Below are 15,980 nucleotides of genomic sequence, written 5' to 3' on the forward strand. Positions count from 1 at the left end.
ATATTGCCCCTTATACTAACAAAATGATTGCCCTAAGTAGCTAGGTGAGTAATCCTCTCGGCAATCACTTCACGCTAATATTGGCTATCTCACTTTTTAAATGGTTGTCAGCCCAGATGGATGCAGCACAGACCTCTCAAGATATTTTGCGTCGCTATGCTCAAGGCGATCGCGATTTTAGTGGTACTAACCTCAGTGGGATCAACCTCAGTGGGGCAAATCTTAGTAATACCGATTGGCTGGATGTCAATCTGACTAGAGCCTATCTCAATAGTGCAGTGTTGGCATTTGCCTGTCTGACCCGTGCGAATATGCGGGGGGCTTTGATGCTTGGAGCAAATCTCTGCGGAGCAAACCTCAATCAAGCCAGTATGAGCAATGTCAATCTTTCTAATGCTGATTTACATGGGGCGAGTCTGCAAGGGACAACCCTGTTTGGCGCAAATTTGAGCCTTGCCAATTTAATGGATGCCAACCTGATTGATGCTGATATGCGAACCGCTAACTTGAATGGGGCAATCTTAATTGGGGCTTGCCTCAAAGGGGCAAATCTCCGACAGGAGCGAGCCATTGGTGAGCAAAATGAAATTGACCCCACCAAGAAAAAACGCAACAATGCCAATCTCAGTGGTGCAGATCTATCTGGCGCTGACCTACGGGGCGCAAATCTAACGGGTGCAGATCTGCACAAGGCTAATCTCAGTGGGGCAAATCTGCAAGAAGCTACGCTCCATAGCGCCAGTTTGCAAGAAGCAATTCTCCATGGCGCAAACTTGCAAGGGATATTTCTCACAGAAGCGGATTTGACTGGTGCGACTCTATCGAATTCAGTTTTAGATAATGCCAAATTGGAACGGGCGATTTTACTTGATGCGGACTTTAATGGCGTTACCCTAAAAGGCGCGATTATGGCAGATGTCAAAGCAAGCCGTGTGCAGATGCAGGGAGCGGATTTGACTGATGTCAAGCTTTCCCGTGCCGATCTTAGTCGTGCCAATCTCAATGGCGCAATTATGGTACGCACCAATCTGATTGAAGCTTATTTAGCACGCACAAATCTAGCAAACACTGATCTCACCGATGCCATTCTCAATCGTGCGGAGTTAAGTAGTGCCAATTTGGTTGGGGCAATTTTGACTGGGGCAACGATGCCCGATGGCAAGGTACATAAGTAAATCACCCCGTCCGCTTGCGGACGGGGTGATTTACTTGAATTATCTATGTAGCTCTACTAGATCTCTGCTGCTAATACAGGCAATCCGATCTTGTTCTGGAATAAACAAATACACATCTTTGTTGGCAACACTGACACAGTAACCAACCCAGCCCATGCTGATGTGGCGAAATTTTTTGTTGTTGACGTAGGGATTATTGATATTCACGGCGATCGCAATTCTTGCTCAGTTTTGAACTACTTAAATTTTAAATTTATCCGTTGCGATCGCAATTTTGATGTGACAAAAATACAAATTTCTCTATTGTATTTCTCTATATTGAGTGGCGGCGCTTTGCACCGCCGCTAGACTATTTGGCTTTAGCAATCACAGTGCGATGTCGAGGTGTATTTGCAGTAATGCTAGGAGTTTCAAAACCTGCGGCAACTAACTCTGCGGCTAAATCAAAGGAAAAGTATTGATCGAGATAGGGTTCGGTACTTTTGAGCAGGGTCAAAATGTAAGGCGGCATTTTGCGATAGATATCGGAATGGGGATTCATGTCCATGAGGGTAAAGTAACCATTGGGGCGCAAGACTCGACGTATTTCTCGCAAGATTTGACGCGATGCCTCTTGGGGCAATTCATGGAAAATCAGGAAGCAAGATACAAAATCAAAGGACTGATCGGGTAATCCTGTGTTTTCGGCAGTCTCATGTACCCATTGAATTTGATCGTTCTTGGTTAATTCAGGATATTTAATGCGAGTGTTGTAATTTGCGATCGCAAGGAAATGCGGTGATAAATCTAAGCCTGTAATCTTTGCCTGTGGATAGGTCTTGTGCAGAGCAAAGGTACTCATGCCCACACTGCAACCAATATCGAGAATATCTTGAGGTTGCGGAACTTGATCTTTAATAATATCGAGATAGCTTTGGCGTAAACGCGCATCCCCTGTGATCGATGGCTGATCATCTTTCCAGATGCGCGAGTGGACAGCGTAGGCAGCAGATTCGACTTCGGTAGCTGGCAACCAGCCAAGATTGCCTTCTTCGTAGGCATGGAAAGGCTTGAGGTAATATTCGGGATATTTTAAATTAGGATTTTGGACTTGAGCTAATTCCGCATCAAGGTCAAGTTTTTGTAAGTCCGTCGCAATTTGTCGCCACTGTACGCCCATGGACTCGGCGCGTTCGATCATCATGTTGCGGGCGCGGCTTTTAGCAATGTTAAAGAGGGGCTTAATGGAAAGGATGCCATTGACTAAACGGGATGCTAGTCCCATTTTGGGGCTAGGGTTGGAAGTTGCAACAGTCATTTTAAATTTTAAATTTGAATAGCAGGATTAATCAGTCACTCTCTGATTTTACGTGACTTAATTGCGATCGCAGGATTGCCACTGTAAATCGTCATCGGCTCTAGCGATTGTGTCGCCACACTGCCCAAACCTAAAATGGCTCCCTGCCCAACTCTCACCCCTGCGGCAACGGTTGCTCGCGCCGCGATCCAGCTCCCTGTTTCTAGATAGATCGGTGCAGTTTTGAGGGCAAAATTGCGATCGCACCAGTCGTGATTACCTGTACAGAGATACACGCCTTGGGAAATACAACAATGGCTCTCAATCGTGATCCAATCGAGATTATCTAGCCAAGCATCTTCACCAATCCACACAAAATCTTTAATAATTAATCGCCAAGGAAATTTAACCCGCACTCCTGTTTTAATGCGAACGCCCTGACCAATTTCTGCACCAAACCAGCGCAAAATATTAACTTTTAGTCCTGAAAAGGGGATTAAATAACTCCGCACTAATGGCGCACCAACAAAGTACCAAAGTAACTGTTTAAAGATATTTGCGCCTGTGGTGTAGGAGCCTGTTGTGTAGCGATCAAGATACAAAGTTATTACTCCTCAACTTTTAGTCCAAACTGATTCATAGGGATTCCATCTTTTCTTTTAGTTCGATAAATAATTGAAAGTAGACATCGTGAATATCTTTATTGATTTGTTGGGCTACTTCGAGATTATAGGTATGTACTGAAGCGATTCTACTTTTGATCATCTTCATCCAGTTGTCGCCATCGGTAATTAATCCACGTTGAAAGGCTAACCTTAAGGCATCTCGACTGCCTTGGATGCTAACTTCTCCTTGTTCTTCGTAGTAGTCTTTAATCACTTTCCATGCGAGTTCGTAGGTGTACTCGAAGGCTTTAATTATTCCTTGTTCTTCTAGTTCACTTAATTCACCTTTTTCAATAAATTTTGTAAGTTGTACGAGTGCTTTTTGATAGTTATCAAAGCGTTGTTTCCAGCGAATGTCATTTTGCATAAAAAATTTCTGCTAGTAGATACAATATTTACAACAATATCAGCAATATATTTATAGACATTGCAGATCTAGAAGTACATGCGTATTTACATATACTCCTCAAATTCTTCCATTGGCGCATTAAAATCTTCTGACATCGAAATCTTTCCTTGCCAGATGCCAAAACCATCACGTTTTTTAGGTTGTTTTACTTCTGAACCTTCTGTATGATTTGCTTCAAGAGATTGAGTAACAGTAATATTACTTTGCTTCGCATAATTGCTCTTGAGAAATTCAATATAATGAAATACTTCAATCTGTAAAGAATGAGGTAGTTGCTTCAATCTTTCTTCAATATTTTGAAAAGTTATTTGCATCATGGTTATTTTCCTTGTTTTTAGAGAGGTTTAGAATTTTTTGTAACTATAATTTGTTGCAGCAGGTTCTTTAATGATTGAATATCTTTTGCTTCTAATTTACCAAGTTTTTTAATTACAAGACTTTTTTCAAGGGTTGTAATGATGGGCTTAACTGCTGAAAGCTTAATTAAACCTGCTTCTGCCCATTGATGTATGAGCATTTCCCCAAATTCCACTTGAGTATTAATTTGGCTAGTAACTGCAATTAAAAGTATGTCTAGCTTTTCTCAGTTGTAAGGATTTGAGCTAATAACGATTGTTGGGCGTTTTTTGGTTGTGGTTTGGTCGGTAAATGGAAATGGGACTAAAAGCACATCACCAAAGCTATAGGTTGTCATAGGCGGAATCTTCGGGGTTGTCCCATATTTTGGCAAAGCTAGCTTCTGAGAGTTTAGTGGATGTGGTTACTAGGGCTTGTGAAGAGTTTGGGCGTTGATAGAGAAGGTCGATAAAGTTTTCCAATTCGACAATTTTATCGAATGGAAGCTTGCGGATTTTTTCTAGTATTCTTTGTTCGGATTTCGCATCGGATTGAATTGTGTTTGCTTGCATAGTTATGTACCTAAACTACGATGTCACTATATCGAACTTAAACAATGGTCATTGCTCAATACTGAGGTTGGAATCATCAACTTTTTCTACTCAATCAAAGGGGATTAGCAAGTTTACAGAAAGAGTCGGGATATAGGTAATAAAAAATACTCAAGTGCTTAATCTAGGGTTTATAGGTTAGACCAAACATAGAAAGAAAGTGTTACCTGTCTGATACTTTCTTTCTATGCTTCTTTTACATTAGCTTTTTGAGGTTAGCCATAATTGTACTGGTGTTTTTGCTAGACCCGAAGTCAACATCAAAACTAGCCGCAATTGTGTGTAAAGTCTCAAAACAATTAGCTTTTCGCCAGATTTGTTCCATAAAATTGAGATACACTTTTTTTGAGTAAAACTCGTATTTTGAGTATTTATAATCCTTACGCCATCCGATTAAACTGTCGATCCCTTCCTTAGTGTCAAGGTTGCAATTTGAGGGGATAGGGATCAACTCGCCTTGACACTTAATGTAAGGGTTAGCTGCAAAGCTAGCGCGGATAGTTGTTAAAATCGCGGTCTTGATGGCTGGTGGCAGTTGCTCTAGCGTCAAAGGATTTGTATCAATAAATTCAGAAGGATCATGTGATCTTACAAAGTTAACAGCACGGCGCAGATTGGCATATTTCCGCACGATGTCGTTATCATCAAGAACTCGCTGCAACTTGTCAAGTGCATCATTAAATGGTTTACCCGATCGCTCATAAGCTTGATAGTCATTGGCAAATTTCAAAGCATCTTCGGTCTTCGAGAAATCATAGTCTGATGTTTGAGGTTGTTTTAGCGGCTCTGGGATTGTGAAATCAGCAACAAAATTACATTCTCGAAATAGATTTTCTTGCCCCGCAAGCTTTAGAGAATTATTTTTGCTTACTACAAAGTGAGAAATAGACAGAGGATTGGGTACATTTGATAGCAGATCGTAGCAAGAAAGGTTTAAGAAATTCTCGATATTATCTTTTACAGTCTGCAAAACATCAAGAATATCAGAATTATCAGTCGAGAGTTCTGTTAATTGATCATCAATCTCAGAGAGCAATTTAGATACTTTTTCACTTTCAATCGGCATATTCACATCCTCTAATACAATAAGGTCTTCATCAGTTTCTTCAGGCTTTGTTCTAGCGAGTGGTTCGGGATCTTTTGAGCTAGAACTTGAAATTTGTGGATTATCACTACTTGGCGTAGTATCAGTAATTGGTGGAGGATTGGCATTAGTAGAATTAACTGTTGCTTCTAAAGTCCATTCTCTATGATTTCTGGGAGAGCCAAATTTTTCATACAATCCAACGTTATCAAGCACAATGCAATAGTCCTTACCTTCAGGTTTACGCATACATCTACCAACCTGTTGTAAATACATTGATAGGGACTTGGTGGGACGGGCAAGTTGTACTACCTCACAATCAGGCACATCAAATCCTTCAGAAACAATATTAACGTTACTTAAAATTTGGATTTCTCCATTTTTAAATTTGTTGATAATTTCCTTTCTACTACGCGGAGTCGTTTTAGCATCAAGATGAGCAGCCACGAACCCTTCATCTTGATAACGTTTTGTAATGTCCTTGCTGTGAACTCTATCTACAGCAAACACGATCATCTTTCTTCCTTGTGCATGATTGATATAGCTTTTAATTAAATTAGCCATTACAACATCATCGCGCATCTCTTTACTCAACTGACTAGGAGCATAGTCACCTTCAACTATACTGACCCCACTAAGATCTACCTTAGAAAAAGTTTTTGATTTACCTAAGTATCTGATTGGGGCTAAATAGCCATCTTGTATAAATTCTGCGACTGACTTAGAAGTGATCAAGGTATCAAATGAATCTGTAAACCCTTCCCCACTCAGTCGAATAGGACTAGCTGTTACCCCAAGTATTCTCGCATCTGGATATTCACTTAATAACTTGACATAACTTGCTGCTACTACATGATGCGCCTCATCAATGATAATCAACGAGGGATTAAGACTTGGATAATCTCGCTTACTCAGAGTTTGGATAGACGCAACTTGCACAGGTAGATTTAAATTTACAGGATTATCGCCCATAATCATTCCAGCTTCAATCTGAAAATCTACCCGCAACCTATATATATTTTGTTCAATCAACTCTTGACGGTGAGCAAGGATCAATACAGTAGAGTTTTTCTCTAATTCCTGTTTAACAATTTGATTGAATACAACGGTCTTTCCTGTCCCCGTTGGCATCTGAAACATGACGCGCCTAAATTCAGGATTTTCCCAAGCCTCATAGATTTCCCGAATCCCCTTCTCTTGATAATCCCTAATCTCAATTTTATGGAAATTGTAGAAATCTTCAGCCATAGATGCCATGTAAATTATCCGAGAAATGTTATATGAATATTTTACAAGAAATTTAGCTAACTCGATTTGTTACCCTCCTTGACATCCTCTCTCAATCGAAATCTGGGATTGCGTATGTTATAAAATATTAAGGCTTTTCCTATGGTCAAGTTTCAGATATGCAAGTTTGGGTATTGCCGTTTAACGCTAACACCGATAACGAAAGTATTTATACGCTAGAAGTTCATACAACTGATTGGGACAGCGATCGTGATCGCAATTTTTTAGAGCAAAATGTGAGTATCCTTTGAACTGTAATCTAAAATGACAATAAATGTAATCTAAAAAGATAACAACTAGCTCTAACAAAATATATGGCTAAAACTTTCACAATTACCCTTCCCGACAATCTGGAACAAGCCGTAACAGATCGGGCAGAACAATTAAATCAGTCGCCTGAAGTGATCTTGTTGCAAGCCTTAACAAAGCAGTTGATAAATACGCCTCACAATAATCACATTGCAATCACCGAAACAGATCCTCTAATCCAACTAATTGGCTCTCTTGACATTGATATTCCTGATCTTGCGGAAAATCACGATCGCTACATTGCTCAAGATTTACTTCAGGAACTCAATACAGATGCCTAATTTGTTCGTTGATACTTCAGGATGGGCTAGTCTGTTCATTCATTCTCAAACATACTATCCACAGGCAGAAAAATACTTTCGTTTAGCCATTCAAAATCAGCAGAAGATATACACGACTAATTATGTAATCGCTGAATTGGTAGCCCTGTTGAATAGCCCTCTGCGAGTTTCTAGAGAGAAAGTTTTTGAGATTGTGGATGCGATTAAAACCGTTTCTTATGTCGAAGTTATTCATGTTGACAAAGAGATAGATACTTTAGCATGGAAATTATGCAAAAGTAGATTGGATAAAGCTTGGTCATTAGTCGATTGCTCGTCGTTTATAGTCATGCAAAAGCTGGATATTCAAGAAGCTTTAACGACAGATCAACACTTCGAGCAAGCAGGATTTATTCGTTTACTCAAATAGGTATATAGCAATATAAATCCTTGCTGGATAAACTTTGTAGCTATTTATCAATTCTTTAGCGACTAATACCGCGATCGCAGCGATCGATTCTCAAGTAATAATCTTAAAATTTATATTTTGCCCCTTCGCCGCTACAACTGAGATAATTATAACAATTTACAGATTATTCTCATGGTTATTTGAACCTCACCATCGAAATCTGGGATTGGCAATGTTATACAATATTAAAGCTTTTCCTATGGTCGAGTTTCAGATATGCAAGTTTGGGTATTGCTGTTTAACGCTAACACCGATAACGAAGGTATTTATACGCTAGAAATTGAAGGCGAAAATATTATTGTTGCCTTTGAACAAGAGGATGATGCCATTCGTTATGCAGGTTTACTAGAAGCACAGGATTTTCTGTCGCCAACAGTGGAGCGCATTGACAGTAAAGATTTAGAGGAATTCTGTGAAGAAGCAAATTACGAATTAAACATCGTGCCAACCGATGCTTTGCTAGTTCCTCCTGAAAGAAATGTTGATAAAACTGATTGGGACAGCGATCGCAATTTCCCAGAACCAGAGGATGAAATTGAGGTAGAAGATCCCGTAATTGCAATGATGCGTCGTCGTCTAGAGAATTTACTGTAGCGATCAAGCAATGTAGGTATAAATTATGACGGCTGAACTAACTTCTAATGCTTTAACCAACGCGATCACTAAATTTGAGCCTACTCCTGAAACTGAAGGCTGGTTTAACTATGCAGTGCATGTCTATCCGCACCATACCGACTATTCGGGCGTAGTTTGGCATGGCTCTTATATCAATTGGATGGAAGAAGCAAGGGTAGAATGCTTGCGAACCGTGGGCATGAGCTTTGAGGAGCTAGTCTCGGCAGGAGTAGATCTGCCCGTGGTGGAAATGTCATTGCGCTATCATCGCTCGGCACGGATGGGGGATAACTTACTGGTGATGACAAAACTAGTCACCGATAAAGTGCGTCTCAACTGGGAATATCAAATCCGGACAGAAACAGATCTATGTGTAACAGCATTGGTCACCCTCGTACCTGTAGATTTTGAAAAACGTAAGCTTTTGCGATCGCTACCAAGTTCATTAGAAGGTGCGATCGCAAAACTAACAGGAATTTAAAAATTTTGTCGCGCCAAGCGCGACAAAATTAATAGTAAAAGAGGAAATCAACTAAAATCATGGCAAATTGGCAAGTAATTGCAGGCGGCGTGACCGCAGCAAAGGGCTATAAAGCCGCAGGGATTGCAGCAGGACTCAAACCATCGGGCGCACCTGACCTAACCTTAATCGCATCGGATGTTCCTGCCATCGCCGCAGGCGTATTTACCAAGTCTTGTGTCAGAGCCGCCTGTGTAGATTTCAACCGTGAAGTCTTAGCATCAGCAACTAAGGTCAGCGCCATCCTCTGCAATGCGGGGCAAGCCAATGCCAGTACAGGAGCAGAGGGTTGGCAAAATGCCGTGACCTGTGCAGAACTAGTCCAACAAGCTCTCAATAGCGACGATGGAGTTTTAGTTGCTTCTACGGGTGTCATTGGGAAACAATTACTAATGGACAAGATGCGTGCAGGAATTGCCAAAATTGTCCCGATGATTTCGCCCGATGGTGGAGAAGATGCTTCGCGAGCGATCATGACCACAGATACTGTGCCAAAAAGTATCGCCTTAGAAACTGTAATTGATGGCAAGCCCGTGCGGATTGGTGGGATCTGTAAAGGCTCAGGGATGATTCACCCCAACATGGCAACCATGCTGGGGTTTGTCACCTGTGATGCGGGTGTAGAACCTAAGCTCTGGCAAAAGATGCTCTCTAGCTCCATTGATGCGAGCTTTAACCAAGTTACCGTCGATGGTGACACTAGCACTAACGATATGGTTTTAGCCCTCTGCAACGGTCAGTCGGGTGTAACGATTGATGATGAAAGTTCAGAAGCGGCGCAAAACTTACAAGTGATGCTCCAAGAAGTTTGTATGAGCTTAGCCAAGGCAATTGCCCGTGATGGTGAGGGGGCAACCTGCATGATCGAGGTAAATGTTACAGGTGCATCTAGCGTAGAAGCGGCGCGTCAAATTGCCAAAACCATTGTCGGTTCATCCCTTGTCAAGTCCGCAGTCTTTGGCAATGATCCTAACTGGGGTAGAATTGCTGCCGCCGCAGGTCGCTCGGGTGTTGATTTTAATCAAGATGTATTAAATATTCAACTCGGTGATTTTGTGATGATGCAGGATGGCACTCCGCAGGAATACGATCGCAATGCTGCTAGTGAATATCTTAAAAATGACACGGTAATTATCAATGTTGGTGTGGGCGATGGGGTTGGCTGTGGCACAGCATGGGGCTGTGACCTCAGCTACGATTACGTCAAAATTAACGCTGAATACACGACATAAAACCCAAGAATCAGGCGGCGCGGAGCGCCGCCTGATTCTTGGGTTTTGAACTAACTCTCGCTTTGCTTAGGACATAAAAAGCAATAAATGAGTTGCGCCGCAACTCATTTATTTGGATCTGGTACAGTCAAACTATAGGCTTCGCATATCAATTTTTAGAAAACGATCGACAGCTTGATACATCCAGTAAAGGGGCATTTTCGGATCGGAGCTGGTTTTCTGAAAGCCTAAGGCTAGACATAATTCCGCATAACTGGGATGAATAATTAAAGTGTACATATCCCATAGGTTGGGGAAATCCTGCTGTATTCTAATCATCGTGTGTTGAGAATCAATCAAGAGATCCAGTTGCGATGCTTGGCGATATTGGCTATCAATCACCCAACTGCGTACAAAAATAGAGCGACAGGTTTCATCTCCTGCTAAAGCCATTTGAAAGGGATCAATATCGGTAACTTGACTCAGATGCAGTCCACGACTGGGCGGCTCAAAAAATTTGATTTCCGATTCGCGTTTGGTGGGATAGAACGCATAAAAACCTACAGGATTTTGATTGTCACTGCGCCGCAGTACCCGCAAGCCTTTGGCATATTGACTCGCCCAATCGCGGAGAATATTGGCAATGCGATAGGTGACCGCATCATTATTGCGATTCAGCCAGTTGTAATTGCTAGCTAATAAATTTGCGATCGGAATAGCATCACTACGTGGGTCAAATCCATCGATCGCAAATTTTACCTCTGTCTCTGTGCTATTTCCCTTCAGTAGATCTGGCATGGCATGAAATTTGATTTGGGTGCAATTACCGTCAAACTGTTTTTGGATTAGACCCAAATCAACGAGCTTATTCAACATCATCCCTGCCGAGCGATCGCCACCACGATCTTTGTCACTATAAAATATGTCCGATGCTTCAAGGCAGCTACATTCCACCCATCCTTGGGGGAAAGATAATTCTGTGAGGGGAGCTTTGGGCATTGCCTTACGCGCTTGACAGTCTTTTAAAAATAAATAGATGGCTAAACGTACAAAGCAATCGGCTCTACGCCTTGTCATGCCAATCCGTTGCAGCAGTATTTCCACATAGCGTTGCTGAATCGATTTTGGCAGCCATTGCTCAATGGCTTCAGGGCGAAATGTTGATAGTCCAGACATAAGCTTACCTATTTATTTCAAATAGGGGCTTCAGCTCCTATTTGAAATAAATATAACAAGATTTTTCAAAAAACTTCGATCCACTTCGATCTACTTTGACTCACTTCTTATTCTTTCAAGGCGATCGCAGCCTCATCGTTCTAGTCATTCTCATTACATTGGTACAAGCTGCATGATTAGTCCATGAGTTCTTGGAGCAGCTAATGGTTTCCATCTATCAATGCAAATCAACCTTTCAAAACTATCTCCGCCCCCTAGTCAACCGATTGGCCGCATGGCAAATTTCCCCTAACCAAGTTACGGTGTCGGCAATTTTGCTCTCAGGGGCAACGGGACTAGCATTAGTGCAAAGTACCCAACTTGCGATCGCAATTTTTCCCTCCACTCAAGCAGTTTTACTATCTGTACCCGTAGTTTTATTAATCCGCATGGCTCTCAATGCTATTGATGGAATGCTTGCCCGTGAACATGGCAAGACTACTAAATTTGGCTGCATTCTCAATGAGTTAGGTGATGTTCTCTCCGATATTGCACTCTACCTACCCTTTAGTTTGATTGCAGGAGTTTCTGCGCCATTGATTGTCGGCATTGTGATCTTAGCGATCGCCTCAGAAATGGTCGGAGTCTTGGGTTATGAGATTGCTCATAAGCGACATTACGAAGGTCCAATGGGCAAAAGCGATCGCGCCTTTGTGTTTGGCATCGTTGGCTTGATTTTAGGTTTAGGCATTGCGCCAACTCAATGGCTCACGATCCTGTTGAGCGCAGTAATTCTACTTCAGGTTTGGACAATGATCAATCGCATTCAATCAATGCTACAGGAGGCCTAAATCATGGAAATTATGGAAAGCATGATGGGAATAGATGTAGCAATGCCAGTTTTATATACGCTGGCAGGGATTTTTGGACTACTAGCGATCGCCTCAATTACTACTCTTGGTTTAGCCATCAGTAAACCTGAAACCGACTATAGCGAACTGAAAGACCGCATCAAATCTTGGTGGATCATGGTTAGTATTTTCAGTCTTGCCATCTTACTAAAACAGCCTGTTTCCATCGCCTTTTTTATGATGCTCAGCTTCATCGCTTTGCGTGAATACTTTTCCCTCATTCCTACCCGTTTTAGCGATCGCCGCGTTTTAATCTGGGCATATCTCGCCATTATTCTGCAATATTTCTGGATTTACATTGGCTGGTATGGGATGTTTCTCATCTTTATTCCCATCTATATGTTTCTCTTCCTGCCTATGCGAATGTTGCTCAATGGCGAAACAGAGGGTTTTTTAAATGCGATCGGTACACTCCATTGGGGACTAATGCTGAATGTTTACACAATTAGCCATCTCTCCTACCTCACGATCCTGCCAGTGAGTGGTAATCCCATCGCAGGCGGTACAGGTTTATTAGTCTATCTATTACTGCTAACGGAGATTAATGATATCGCGCAATATATCTTCGGTAAGCTATTCGGTCGTCACAAAATTATTCCTAAGGTTAGCCCTAAGAAAACCGTAGAAGGTCTGCTTGGCGGAGTTGTGACAACCACAGGACTAGCGATCGTCCTAGCACCTTGGCTGACTCCCTTTGATTTACTCCATTCTGCTTGTTTAGGACTATTGCTCAGCCTGACGGGATTTGTTGGTGATGTGAATATTTCCGCGCTGAAACGGGATTTGGGCATCAAAGATAGTGGCAATCTCCTCCCCGGCCATGGCGGCATTTTGGATCGCATTGATAGCCTTACCTACACTGCACCTTTATTTTTCCACTTCACCGTTTACTTCTACTATCGAGGTCAATGGCTATGAGACAAATTTTCAATATTATGCTGTTTCTCACAGCGAAAATCATTGTTCTGATTTTAGGACTACGCATTCGTCATCGTGAAAGATTACCCACATCAGGGCCAGCAATTATCGTGGCGAATCACAATAGCCACCTCGACACCATCGTTCTCTTTTCTCTCTTTCCTCTCTCGATGATACAAAAGCTTCGTCCTGTAGCAAATGAGCAGTATTTTCTCCAACAAAATCGTTTTTTAGCATGGTTTGCTCGTCATGTTTTGCGAGTTATCCCTGTCTCTAGTGATGCGAGTAACTGCCGTGATTTTTTTAAAAGCTGCGCCACTGCTTTAGCAAAAAGACAAATCTTAATTATTTATCCTGAAGGAACTAGAGGTACACCTGAGCATATGAGTGAATTTAAGATGGGAATTGCCCACCTTGCTAAACAATATCCAGAAATTCCCATCATTCCTATTTTCCTCCATGGTTTGGGCAAAGCTTTACCCAAAGGTGATTTCTTGATAGTCCCTTTACTCTGCTGGATTTGCATTGGTGAAGCAATGTATTGGAACGGTCAGAAGCAATCTTTTCTCCAACAACTAGTAGAACGGATGCAGACTCTAGCCGATGAAAGGCTTCTCTCTGCGTGAATATCAGTTATTTGTCTTTACTCCTATTTATTTTTCAGAGGTCAATATGTTACTCAAAAAAGCATCTCCTAGCTACGAACAACTTCTCCGCCCATTACCAGTCTGGAACCCTAAAGCTTGGTACTACGGATTGATGAATCTTTCTCTCAAAACTATTGGCAAACTATCGCAAGGCATTCAAATTGGTTTTCGGTATGGCTTTGATTCGGGTGTGATGTTGGAATATGTGTATAAAAATCAGCCCAGTGGCATTACTCCTTTGGGAATGCTGATTGATTGGATTTATCTAAATTCTCAAGGATGGCGTGGCATCCTTGAGCGATCGCAGTTAATGAAATCGACAATCCGCCAAGTTCTTCAGTCCTATCATCAGCGCAATATGACCTGCCACTTACTGGATGTTGCCTGTGGTGGTGGACGCTATGATCTAGAGGTATTGCAAGAGTTTCCATCGGATGCGATCGCGGCGACCTTGCGAGATTATAAATTGGAGAATGTCACTAAATCACAACAGCTAGCGAGTCAATTTGGTGTTAAGGCGCAGATTGAACAGGCAGATGCTTTTAATGATGTAGATTTAGATCTGGTACAGCCTAGACCCAATGTAATTATTGTTTCGGGACTGCATGAGATTCTCCCCAATGACCAGTTGATTAGACATCACTTTCAACAACTCTATCGGATTCTCGACAATGCAGGAACGCTGATTTTTACCATCCAGCCCCAGCATCCTCAGCTAGAGATGATTGCGCGTACTTTGCCTGCCCATACGGGACTGCCTTGGGTGATGCGGGTTCGCTCTTGGGAACTGATTCGTCAATGGGCAGAAGAAGCTGGATTTCAGGATTTTCATATTCAAATGGAGCCTAATGGCATTTTTGGAGTTGTGACTGCTCAGAAAGTCATGGCTATGTAACTAACTGATGTGGGGGCACCTAACGTCCCCATATATAATATTATTGAGTAAGTAGTTCAGCATAGTTAACAAACAAAATCAGAATTGATGCCGTCCGTATAGCGAATGGTAATAAGTCTCTAAGTTTGCAGTTCAATAATACTGAGTTACTTAAATGATGGAAAGAATCTATTTAAGAATTGCCTAAACCCCCCGTAGGTCGCTTTGTAACGGGGGGAGAATTTAATTCTCTTAACAAAGGCAATTGAGGGGGATCTCTTGCAGCTTTTGACCGTAGAAAGTGATTCTTAAATGGTTTCTAGGTAGTTCAGCATAAATAAAACTCAGCGTGAGTAGCAGAAAATGTTTGGTAACTATTCAAGTGACTATTTATATTTCATTAACCAAATACCTGAAAATATTAGCCTCTATGAGGGGGAATATAATTTTGGTTTAGTGTTGCTATCGATCGCGATCGCAATTTTTACTGCTTACATGGCATTTTTGATGGGGCAGTTTGCCGAACCCATCACCAGTAAGAAATTGCGATCGCTATTACTTTCCCTCAGTGGTTTGGCGATGGGTGTAGGTATTTGGTCAATGCACTTCATTGGGATGTTGGGCTTTAAGCTGCCCTGCGGCATTAGCTATAACCCTTGGCTGACAGTTTTCTCAATGCTTCCCGCCGTTGCTGCTAGCATCTATGCCATGCATTTTATTAGCCGCCCCCAGCCCAGCTTCAAGATTCTGCTAGGGGGCGGCACATTATTTGGTTTAGGCATTGGCACAATGCATTAAGTAGCTAAGCAAAATTAATTACATAAGTTGAACCAAAGTCTCGAAGAACTTTTTCAACATAAGAGACTAAACTTTCCCAAGATTCATATGCATTGAGTTCAATCCACTCATACTTCATGAAACGCCACAAAATTTCAATCAAGTTCAACTGGGGACTATAAGGGGGTAACTGGAAAATCTCAACTTGCTGGTTCTTCCACTGCTCTAATTTCTCTTGAATCATTTGACTGGTATGAATAGAGGCTTTATCCATAACAATCACTGTTGGCTTGGTAGATTGACGAGCAAAGTCATCGATACAAGCGAGAATGACTGCACTGGTGATACTGCGTTCAAAAACATAAGCAGATAAGTCATTGTTTCGATTCATCAAACCCACGACATTTAACCTCTTACTGCGTTGACTGGGTAAGCTTAAACCCGTCCCTTTCTCTTGCCAAGCATAGGGAA

At 41.8% G+C, this 15,980-nt stretch carries 22 protein-coding genes; 13 read left to right on the plus strand and 9 right to left on the minus strand.

The window, feature by feature from the left end; genetic code table 11:
* Positions 1–116: 116 nt before the first annotated feature.
* The gene (locus H6F41_RS13275) at positions 117–1,175 is read left to right on the plus strand and encodes a pentapeptide repeat-containing protein (protein ID WP_190403953.1); all 1,059 of its coding nucleotides are present in this window, start codon (positions 117–119) and stop codon (positions 1,173–1,175) included.
* 90 nt (positions 1,176–1,265) lie between these two features.
* The gene (locus H6F41_RS13280) at positions 1,266–1,523 is read left to right on the plus strand and encodes a hypothetical protein (RefSeq protein WP_190403954.1); all 258 of its coding nucleotides are present in this window, start codon (positions 1,266–1,268) and stop codon (positions 1,521–1,523) included.
* Position 1,524: 1 nt separating this feature from the next.
* Here H6F41_RS13280 and H6F41_RS13285 read toward each other — a convergent pair whose 3' ends face one another.
* The 7 genes from H6F41_RS13285 to H6F41_RS13315 all read right to left on the minus strand — a co-directional run bounded on the left by H6F41_RS13285 (position 1,525) and on the right by H6F41_RS13315 (position 6,813).
* A complete protein-coding gene (locus H6F41_RS13285) occupies positions 1,525–2,472 on the minus strand; it encodes a class I SAM-dependent methyltransferase (RefSeq protein WP_190403955.1) in 948 nt (315 codons plus the stop codon).
* Positions 2,473–2,507: 35 nt separating this feature from the next.
* Entirely contained in the window at positions 2,508–3,053 is a 546-nt protein-coding gene (locus tag H6F41_RS13290; protein ID WP_190403956.1) for a WcaF family extracellular polysaccharide biosynthesis acetyltransferase, read from the minus strand.
* 34 nt (positions 3,054–3,087) lie between these two features.
* On the minus strand, positions 3,088–3,483 hold the full coding sequence (locus tag H6F41_RS13295) for a nucleotidyltransferase substrate binding protein (protein WP_190403957.1): 396 nt from the start codon (positions 3,481–3,483) through the stop codon (positions 3,088–3,090).
* A gap of 86 nt (positions 3,484–3,569) precedes the next feature.
* The gene (gene vapB / locus H6F41_RS13300) at positions 3,570–3,842 is read right to left on the minus strand and encodes a type II toxin-antitoxin system VapB family antitoxin (protein ID WP_190403958.1); all 273 of its coding nucleotides are present in this window, start codon (positions 3,840–3,842) and stop codon (positions 3,570–3,572) included.
* A gap of 17 nt (positions 3,843–3,859) precedes the next feature.
* Positions 3,860–4,042 carry a hypothetical protein gene (locus H6F41_RS19025; RefSeq protein ID WP_242023042.1) on the minus strand — a complete coding sequence of 61 codons (183 nt, stop codon included), beginning with the start codon at positions 4,040–4,042 and terminating at the stop codon, positions 3,860–3,862.
* Between the two features lie 163 nt (positions 4,043–4,205).
* Positions 4,206–4,433, minus strand: a complete 228-nt coding sequence (locus H6F41_RS13310) for a toxin-antitoxin system, antitoxin component, Xre family protein (RefSeq protein WP_190403959.1) — start codon at positions 4,431–4,433, stop codon at positions 4,206–4,208.
* 235 nt (positions 4,434–4,668) lie between these two features.
* A complete protein-coding gene (locus tag H6F41_RS13315) occupies positions 4,669–6,813 on the minus strand; it encodes a DEAD/DEAH box helicase (RefSeq protein WP_322095919.1) in 2,145 nt (714 codons plus the stop codon).
* A 149-nt stretch (positions 6,814–6,962) separates the two neighbouring features.
* Here H6F41_RS13315 and H6F41_RS13320 point away from each other — a divergent pair, with 149 nt between their 5' ends.
* From H6F41_RS13320 to argJ, 6 genes are all read left to right on the plus strand, one after another.
* The gene (locus H6F41_RS13320) at positions 6,963–7,094 is read left to right on the plus strand and encodes a DUF3110 domain-containing protein (protein ID WP_190403961.1); all 132 of its coding nucleotides are present in this window, start codon (positions 6,963–6,965) and stop codon (positions 7,092–7,094) included.
* A gap of 63 nt (positions 7,095–7,157) precedes the next feature.
* Positions 7,158–7,433: a hypothetical protein gene (locus H6F41_RS13325; protein ID WP_190403962.1), complete on the plus strand. Its 276-nt coding sequence runs from the start codon at positions 7,158–7,160 to the stop codon at positions 7,431–7,433.
* Positions 7,426–7,842: a type II toxin-antitoxin system VapC family toxin gene (locus H6F41_RS13330; protein WP_190403963.1), complete on the plus strand. Its 417-nt coding sequence runs from the start codon at positions 7,426–7,428 to the stop codon at positions 7,840–7,842. Before H6F41_RS13325 ends, H6F41_RS13330 begins: the two co-directional genes overlap by 8 nt.
* A gap of 255 nt (positions 7,843–8,097) precedes the next feature.
* Positions 8,098–8,475, plus strand: coding sequence for a DUF3110 domain-containing protein (locus tag H6F41_RS13335; RefSeq protein ID WP_190403964.1), 378 nt, complete (start codon positions 8,098–8,100; stop codon positions 8,473–8,475).
* A gap of 25 nt (positions 8,476–8,500) precedes the next feature.
* Positions 8,501–8,977, plus strand: coding sequence for an acyl-CoA thioesterase (locus tag H6F41_RS13340; RefSeq protein ID WP_190403965.1), 477 nt, complete (start codon positions 8,501–8,503; stop codon positions 8,975–8,977).
* A gap of 59 nt (positions 8,978–9,036) precedes the next feature.
* Positions 9,037–10,248, plus strand: a complete 1,212-nt coding sequence (gene argJ, locus H6F41_RS13345; protein ID WP_190403966.1) for a bifunctional ornithine acetyltransferase/N-acetylglutamate synthase — start codon at positions 9,037–9,039, stop codon at positions 10,246–10,248.
* Between the two features lie 132 nt (positions 10,249–10,380).
* Here argJ and H6F41_RS13350 read toward each other — a convergent pair whose 3' ends face one another.
* Complete coding sequence (locus tag H6F41_RS13350; RefSeq protein ID WP_190403967.1) at positions 10,381–11,403, minus strand: hypothetical protein; 1,023 nt, start codon at positions 11,401–11,403, stop codon at positions 10,381–10,383.
* Between the two features lie 203 nt (positions 11,404–11,606).
* Here H6F41_RS13350 and H6F41_RS13355 point away from each other — a divergent pair, with 203 nt between their 5' ends.
* The 5 genes from H6F41_RS13355 to H6F41_RS13375 all read left to right on the plus strand — a co-directional run bounded on the left by H6F41_RS13355 (position 11,607) and on the right by H6F41_RS13375 (position 15,530).
* Positions 11,607–12,233: a CDP-alcohol phosphatidyltransferase family protein gene (locus H6F41_RS13355; protein ID WP_190403968.1), complete on the plus strand. Its 627-nt coding sequence runs from the start codon at positions 11,607–11,609 to the stop codon at positions 12,231–12,233.
* 3 nt (positions 12,234–12,236) lie between these two features.
* Positions 12,237–13,211, plus strand: coding sequence for a phosphatidate cytidylyltransferase (locus tag H6F41_RS13360; protein WP_199288772.1), 975 nt, complete (start codon positions 12,237–12,239; stop codon positions 13,209–13,211).
* Positions 13,208–13,837: a lysophospholipid acyltransferase family protein gene (locus H6F41_RS13365; RefSeq protein WP_190403969.1), complete on the plus strand. Its 630-nt coding sequence runs from the start codon at positions 13,208–13,210 to the stop codon at positions 13,835–13,837. The genes H6F41_RS13360 and H6F41_RS13365 overlap by 4 nt, the downstream gene beginning before the upstream one ends.
* A complete protein-coding gene (locus tag H6F41_RS13370; RefSeq protein ID WP_242023043.1) occupies positions 13,815–14,753 on the plus strand; it encodes a class I SAM-dependent methyltransferase family protein in 939 nt (312 codons plus the stop codon). The genes H6F41_RS13365 and H6F41_RS13370 overlap by 23 nt, the downstream gene beginning before the upstream one ends.
* A gap of 342 nt (positions 14,754–15,095) precedes the next feature.
* Positions 15,096–15,530 carry an MHYT domain-containing protein gene (locus H6F41_RS13375; protein ID WP_190403970.1) on the plus strand — a complete coding sequence of 145 codons (435 nt, stop codon included), beginning with the start codon at positions 15,096–15,098 and terminating at the stop codon, positions 15,528–15,530.
* A 4-nt stretch (positions 15,531–15,534) separates the two neighbouring features.
* Here H6F41_RS13375 and H6F41_RS13380 read toward each other — a convergent pair.
* Positions 15,535–15,980, minus strand: a 446-nt coding sequence (locus tag H6F41_RS13380; RefSeq protein WP_190401942.1) for an IS630 family transposase, incomplete at its 5' end; no start/stop codon positions are given.

Origin of the sequence: Pseudanabaena mucicola FACHB-723 (assembly GCF_014696385.1) — a bacterium.
In the GTDB taxonomy this organism is placed as follows: domain Bacteria; phylum Cyanobacteriota; class Cyanobacteriia; order Pseudanabaenales; family Pseudanabaenaceae; genus Pseudanabaena.

What these genes read in the sequence shown, in the direction of transcription:
- H6F41_RS13360 (WP_199288772.1), top strand. Translation starts at nt 12,237, where the DNA reads ATGGAAATTATGGAAAGCATGATGGGAATAGATGTAGCAATGCCAGTT.
- H6F41_RS13320 (WP_190403961.1), top strand. Translation starts at nt 6,963, where the DNA reads ATGCAAGTTTGGGTATTGCCGTTTAACGCTAACACCGATAACGAAAGT.
- H6F41_RS13275 (WP_190403953.1), top strand. Translation starts at nt 117, where the DNA reads ATGGATGCAGCACAGACCTCTCAAGATATTTTGCGTCGCTATGCTCAA.
- H6F41_RS13325 (WP_190403962.1), top strand. Translation starts at nt 7,158, where the DNA reads ATGGCTAAAACTTTCACAATTACCCTTCCCGACAATCTGGAACAAGCC.
- H6F41_RS13315 (WP_322095919.1), bottom strand. Translation starts at nt 6,813, where the DNA reads ATGGCATCTATGGCTGAAGATTTCTACAATTTCCATAAAATTGAGATT.
- H6F41_RS13340 (WP_190403965.1), top strand. Translation starts at nt 8,501, where the DNA reads ATGACGGCTGAACTAACTTCTAATGCTTTAACCAACGCGATCACTAAA.
- H6F41_RS13370 (WP_242023043.1), top strand. Translation starts at nt 13,815, where the DNA reads ATGAAAGGCTTCTCTCTGCGTGAATATCAGTTATTTGTCTTTACTCCT.
- vapB (WP_190403958.1), bottom strand. Translation starts at nt 3,842, where the DNA reads ATGATGCAAATAACTTTTCAAAATATTGAAGAAAGATTGAAGCAACTA.
- H6F41_RS13355 (WP_190403968.1), top strand. Translation starts at nt 11,607, where the DNA reads ATGGTTTCCATCTATCAATGCAAATCAACCTTTCAAAACTATCTCCGC.
- H6F41_RS13375 (WP_190403970.1), top strand. Translation starts at nt 15,096, where the DNA reads ATGTTTGGTAACTATTCAAGTGACTATTTATATTTCATTAACCAAATA.
- H6F41_RS13285 (WP_190403955.1), bottom strand. Translation starts at nt 2,472, where the DNA reads ATGACTGTTGCAACTTCCAACCCTAGCCCCAAAATGGGACTAGCATCC.
- H6F41_RS13350 (WP_190403967.1), bottom strand. Translation starts at nt 11,403, where the DNA reads ATGTCTGGACTATCAACATTTCGCCCTGAAGCCATTGAGCAATGGCTG.
- H6F41_RS13365 (WP_190403969.1), top strand. Translation starts at nt 13,208, where the DNA reads ATGAGACAAATTTTCAATATTATGCTGTTTCTCACAGCGAAAATCATT.
- H6F41_RS13335 (WP_190403964.1), top strand. Translation starts at nt 8,098, where the DNA reads ATGCAAGTTTGGGTATTGCTGTTTAACGCTAACACCGATAACGAAGGT.
- H6F41_RS19025 (WP_242023042.1), bottom strand. Translation starts at nt 4,042, where the DNA reads ATGCTCATACATCAATGGGCAGAAGCAGGTTTAATTAAGCTTTCAGCA.
- H6F41_RS13330 (WP_190403963.1), top strand. Translation starts at nt 7,426, where the DNA reads ATGCCTAATTTGTTCGTTGATACTTCAGGATGGGCTAGTCTGTTCATT.
- argJ (WP_190403966.1), top strand. Translation starts at nt 9,037, where the DNA reads ATGGCAAATTGGCAAGTAATTGCAGGCGGCGTGACCGCAGCAAAGGGC.
- H6F41_RS13310 (WP_190403959.1), bottom strand. Translation starts at nt 4,433, where the DNA reads ATGCAAGCAAACACAATTCAATCCGATGCGAAATCCGAACAAAGAATA.
- H6F41_RS13295 (WP_190403957.1), bottom strand. Translation starts at nt 3,483, where the DNA reads ATGCAAAATGACATTCGCTGGAAACAACGCTTTGATAACTATCAAAAA.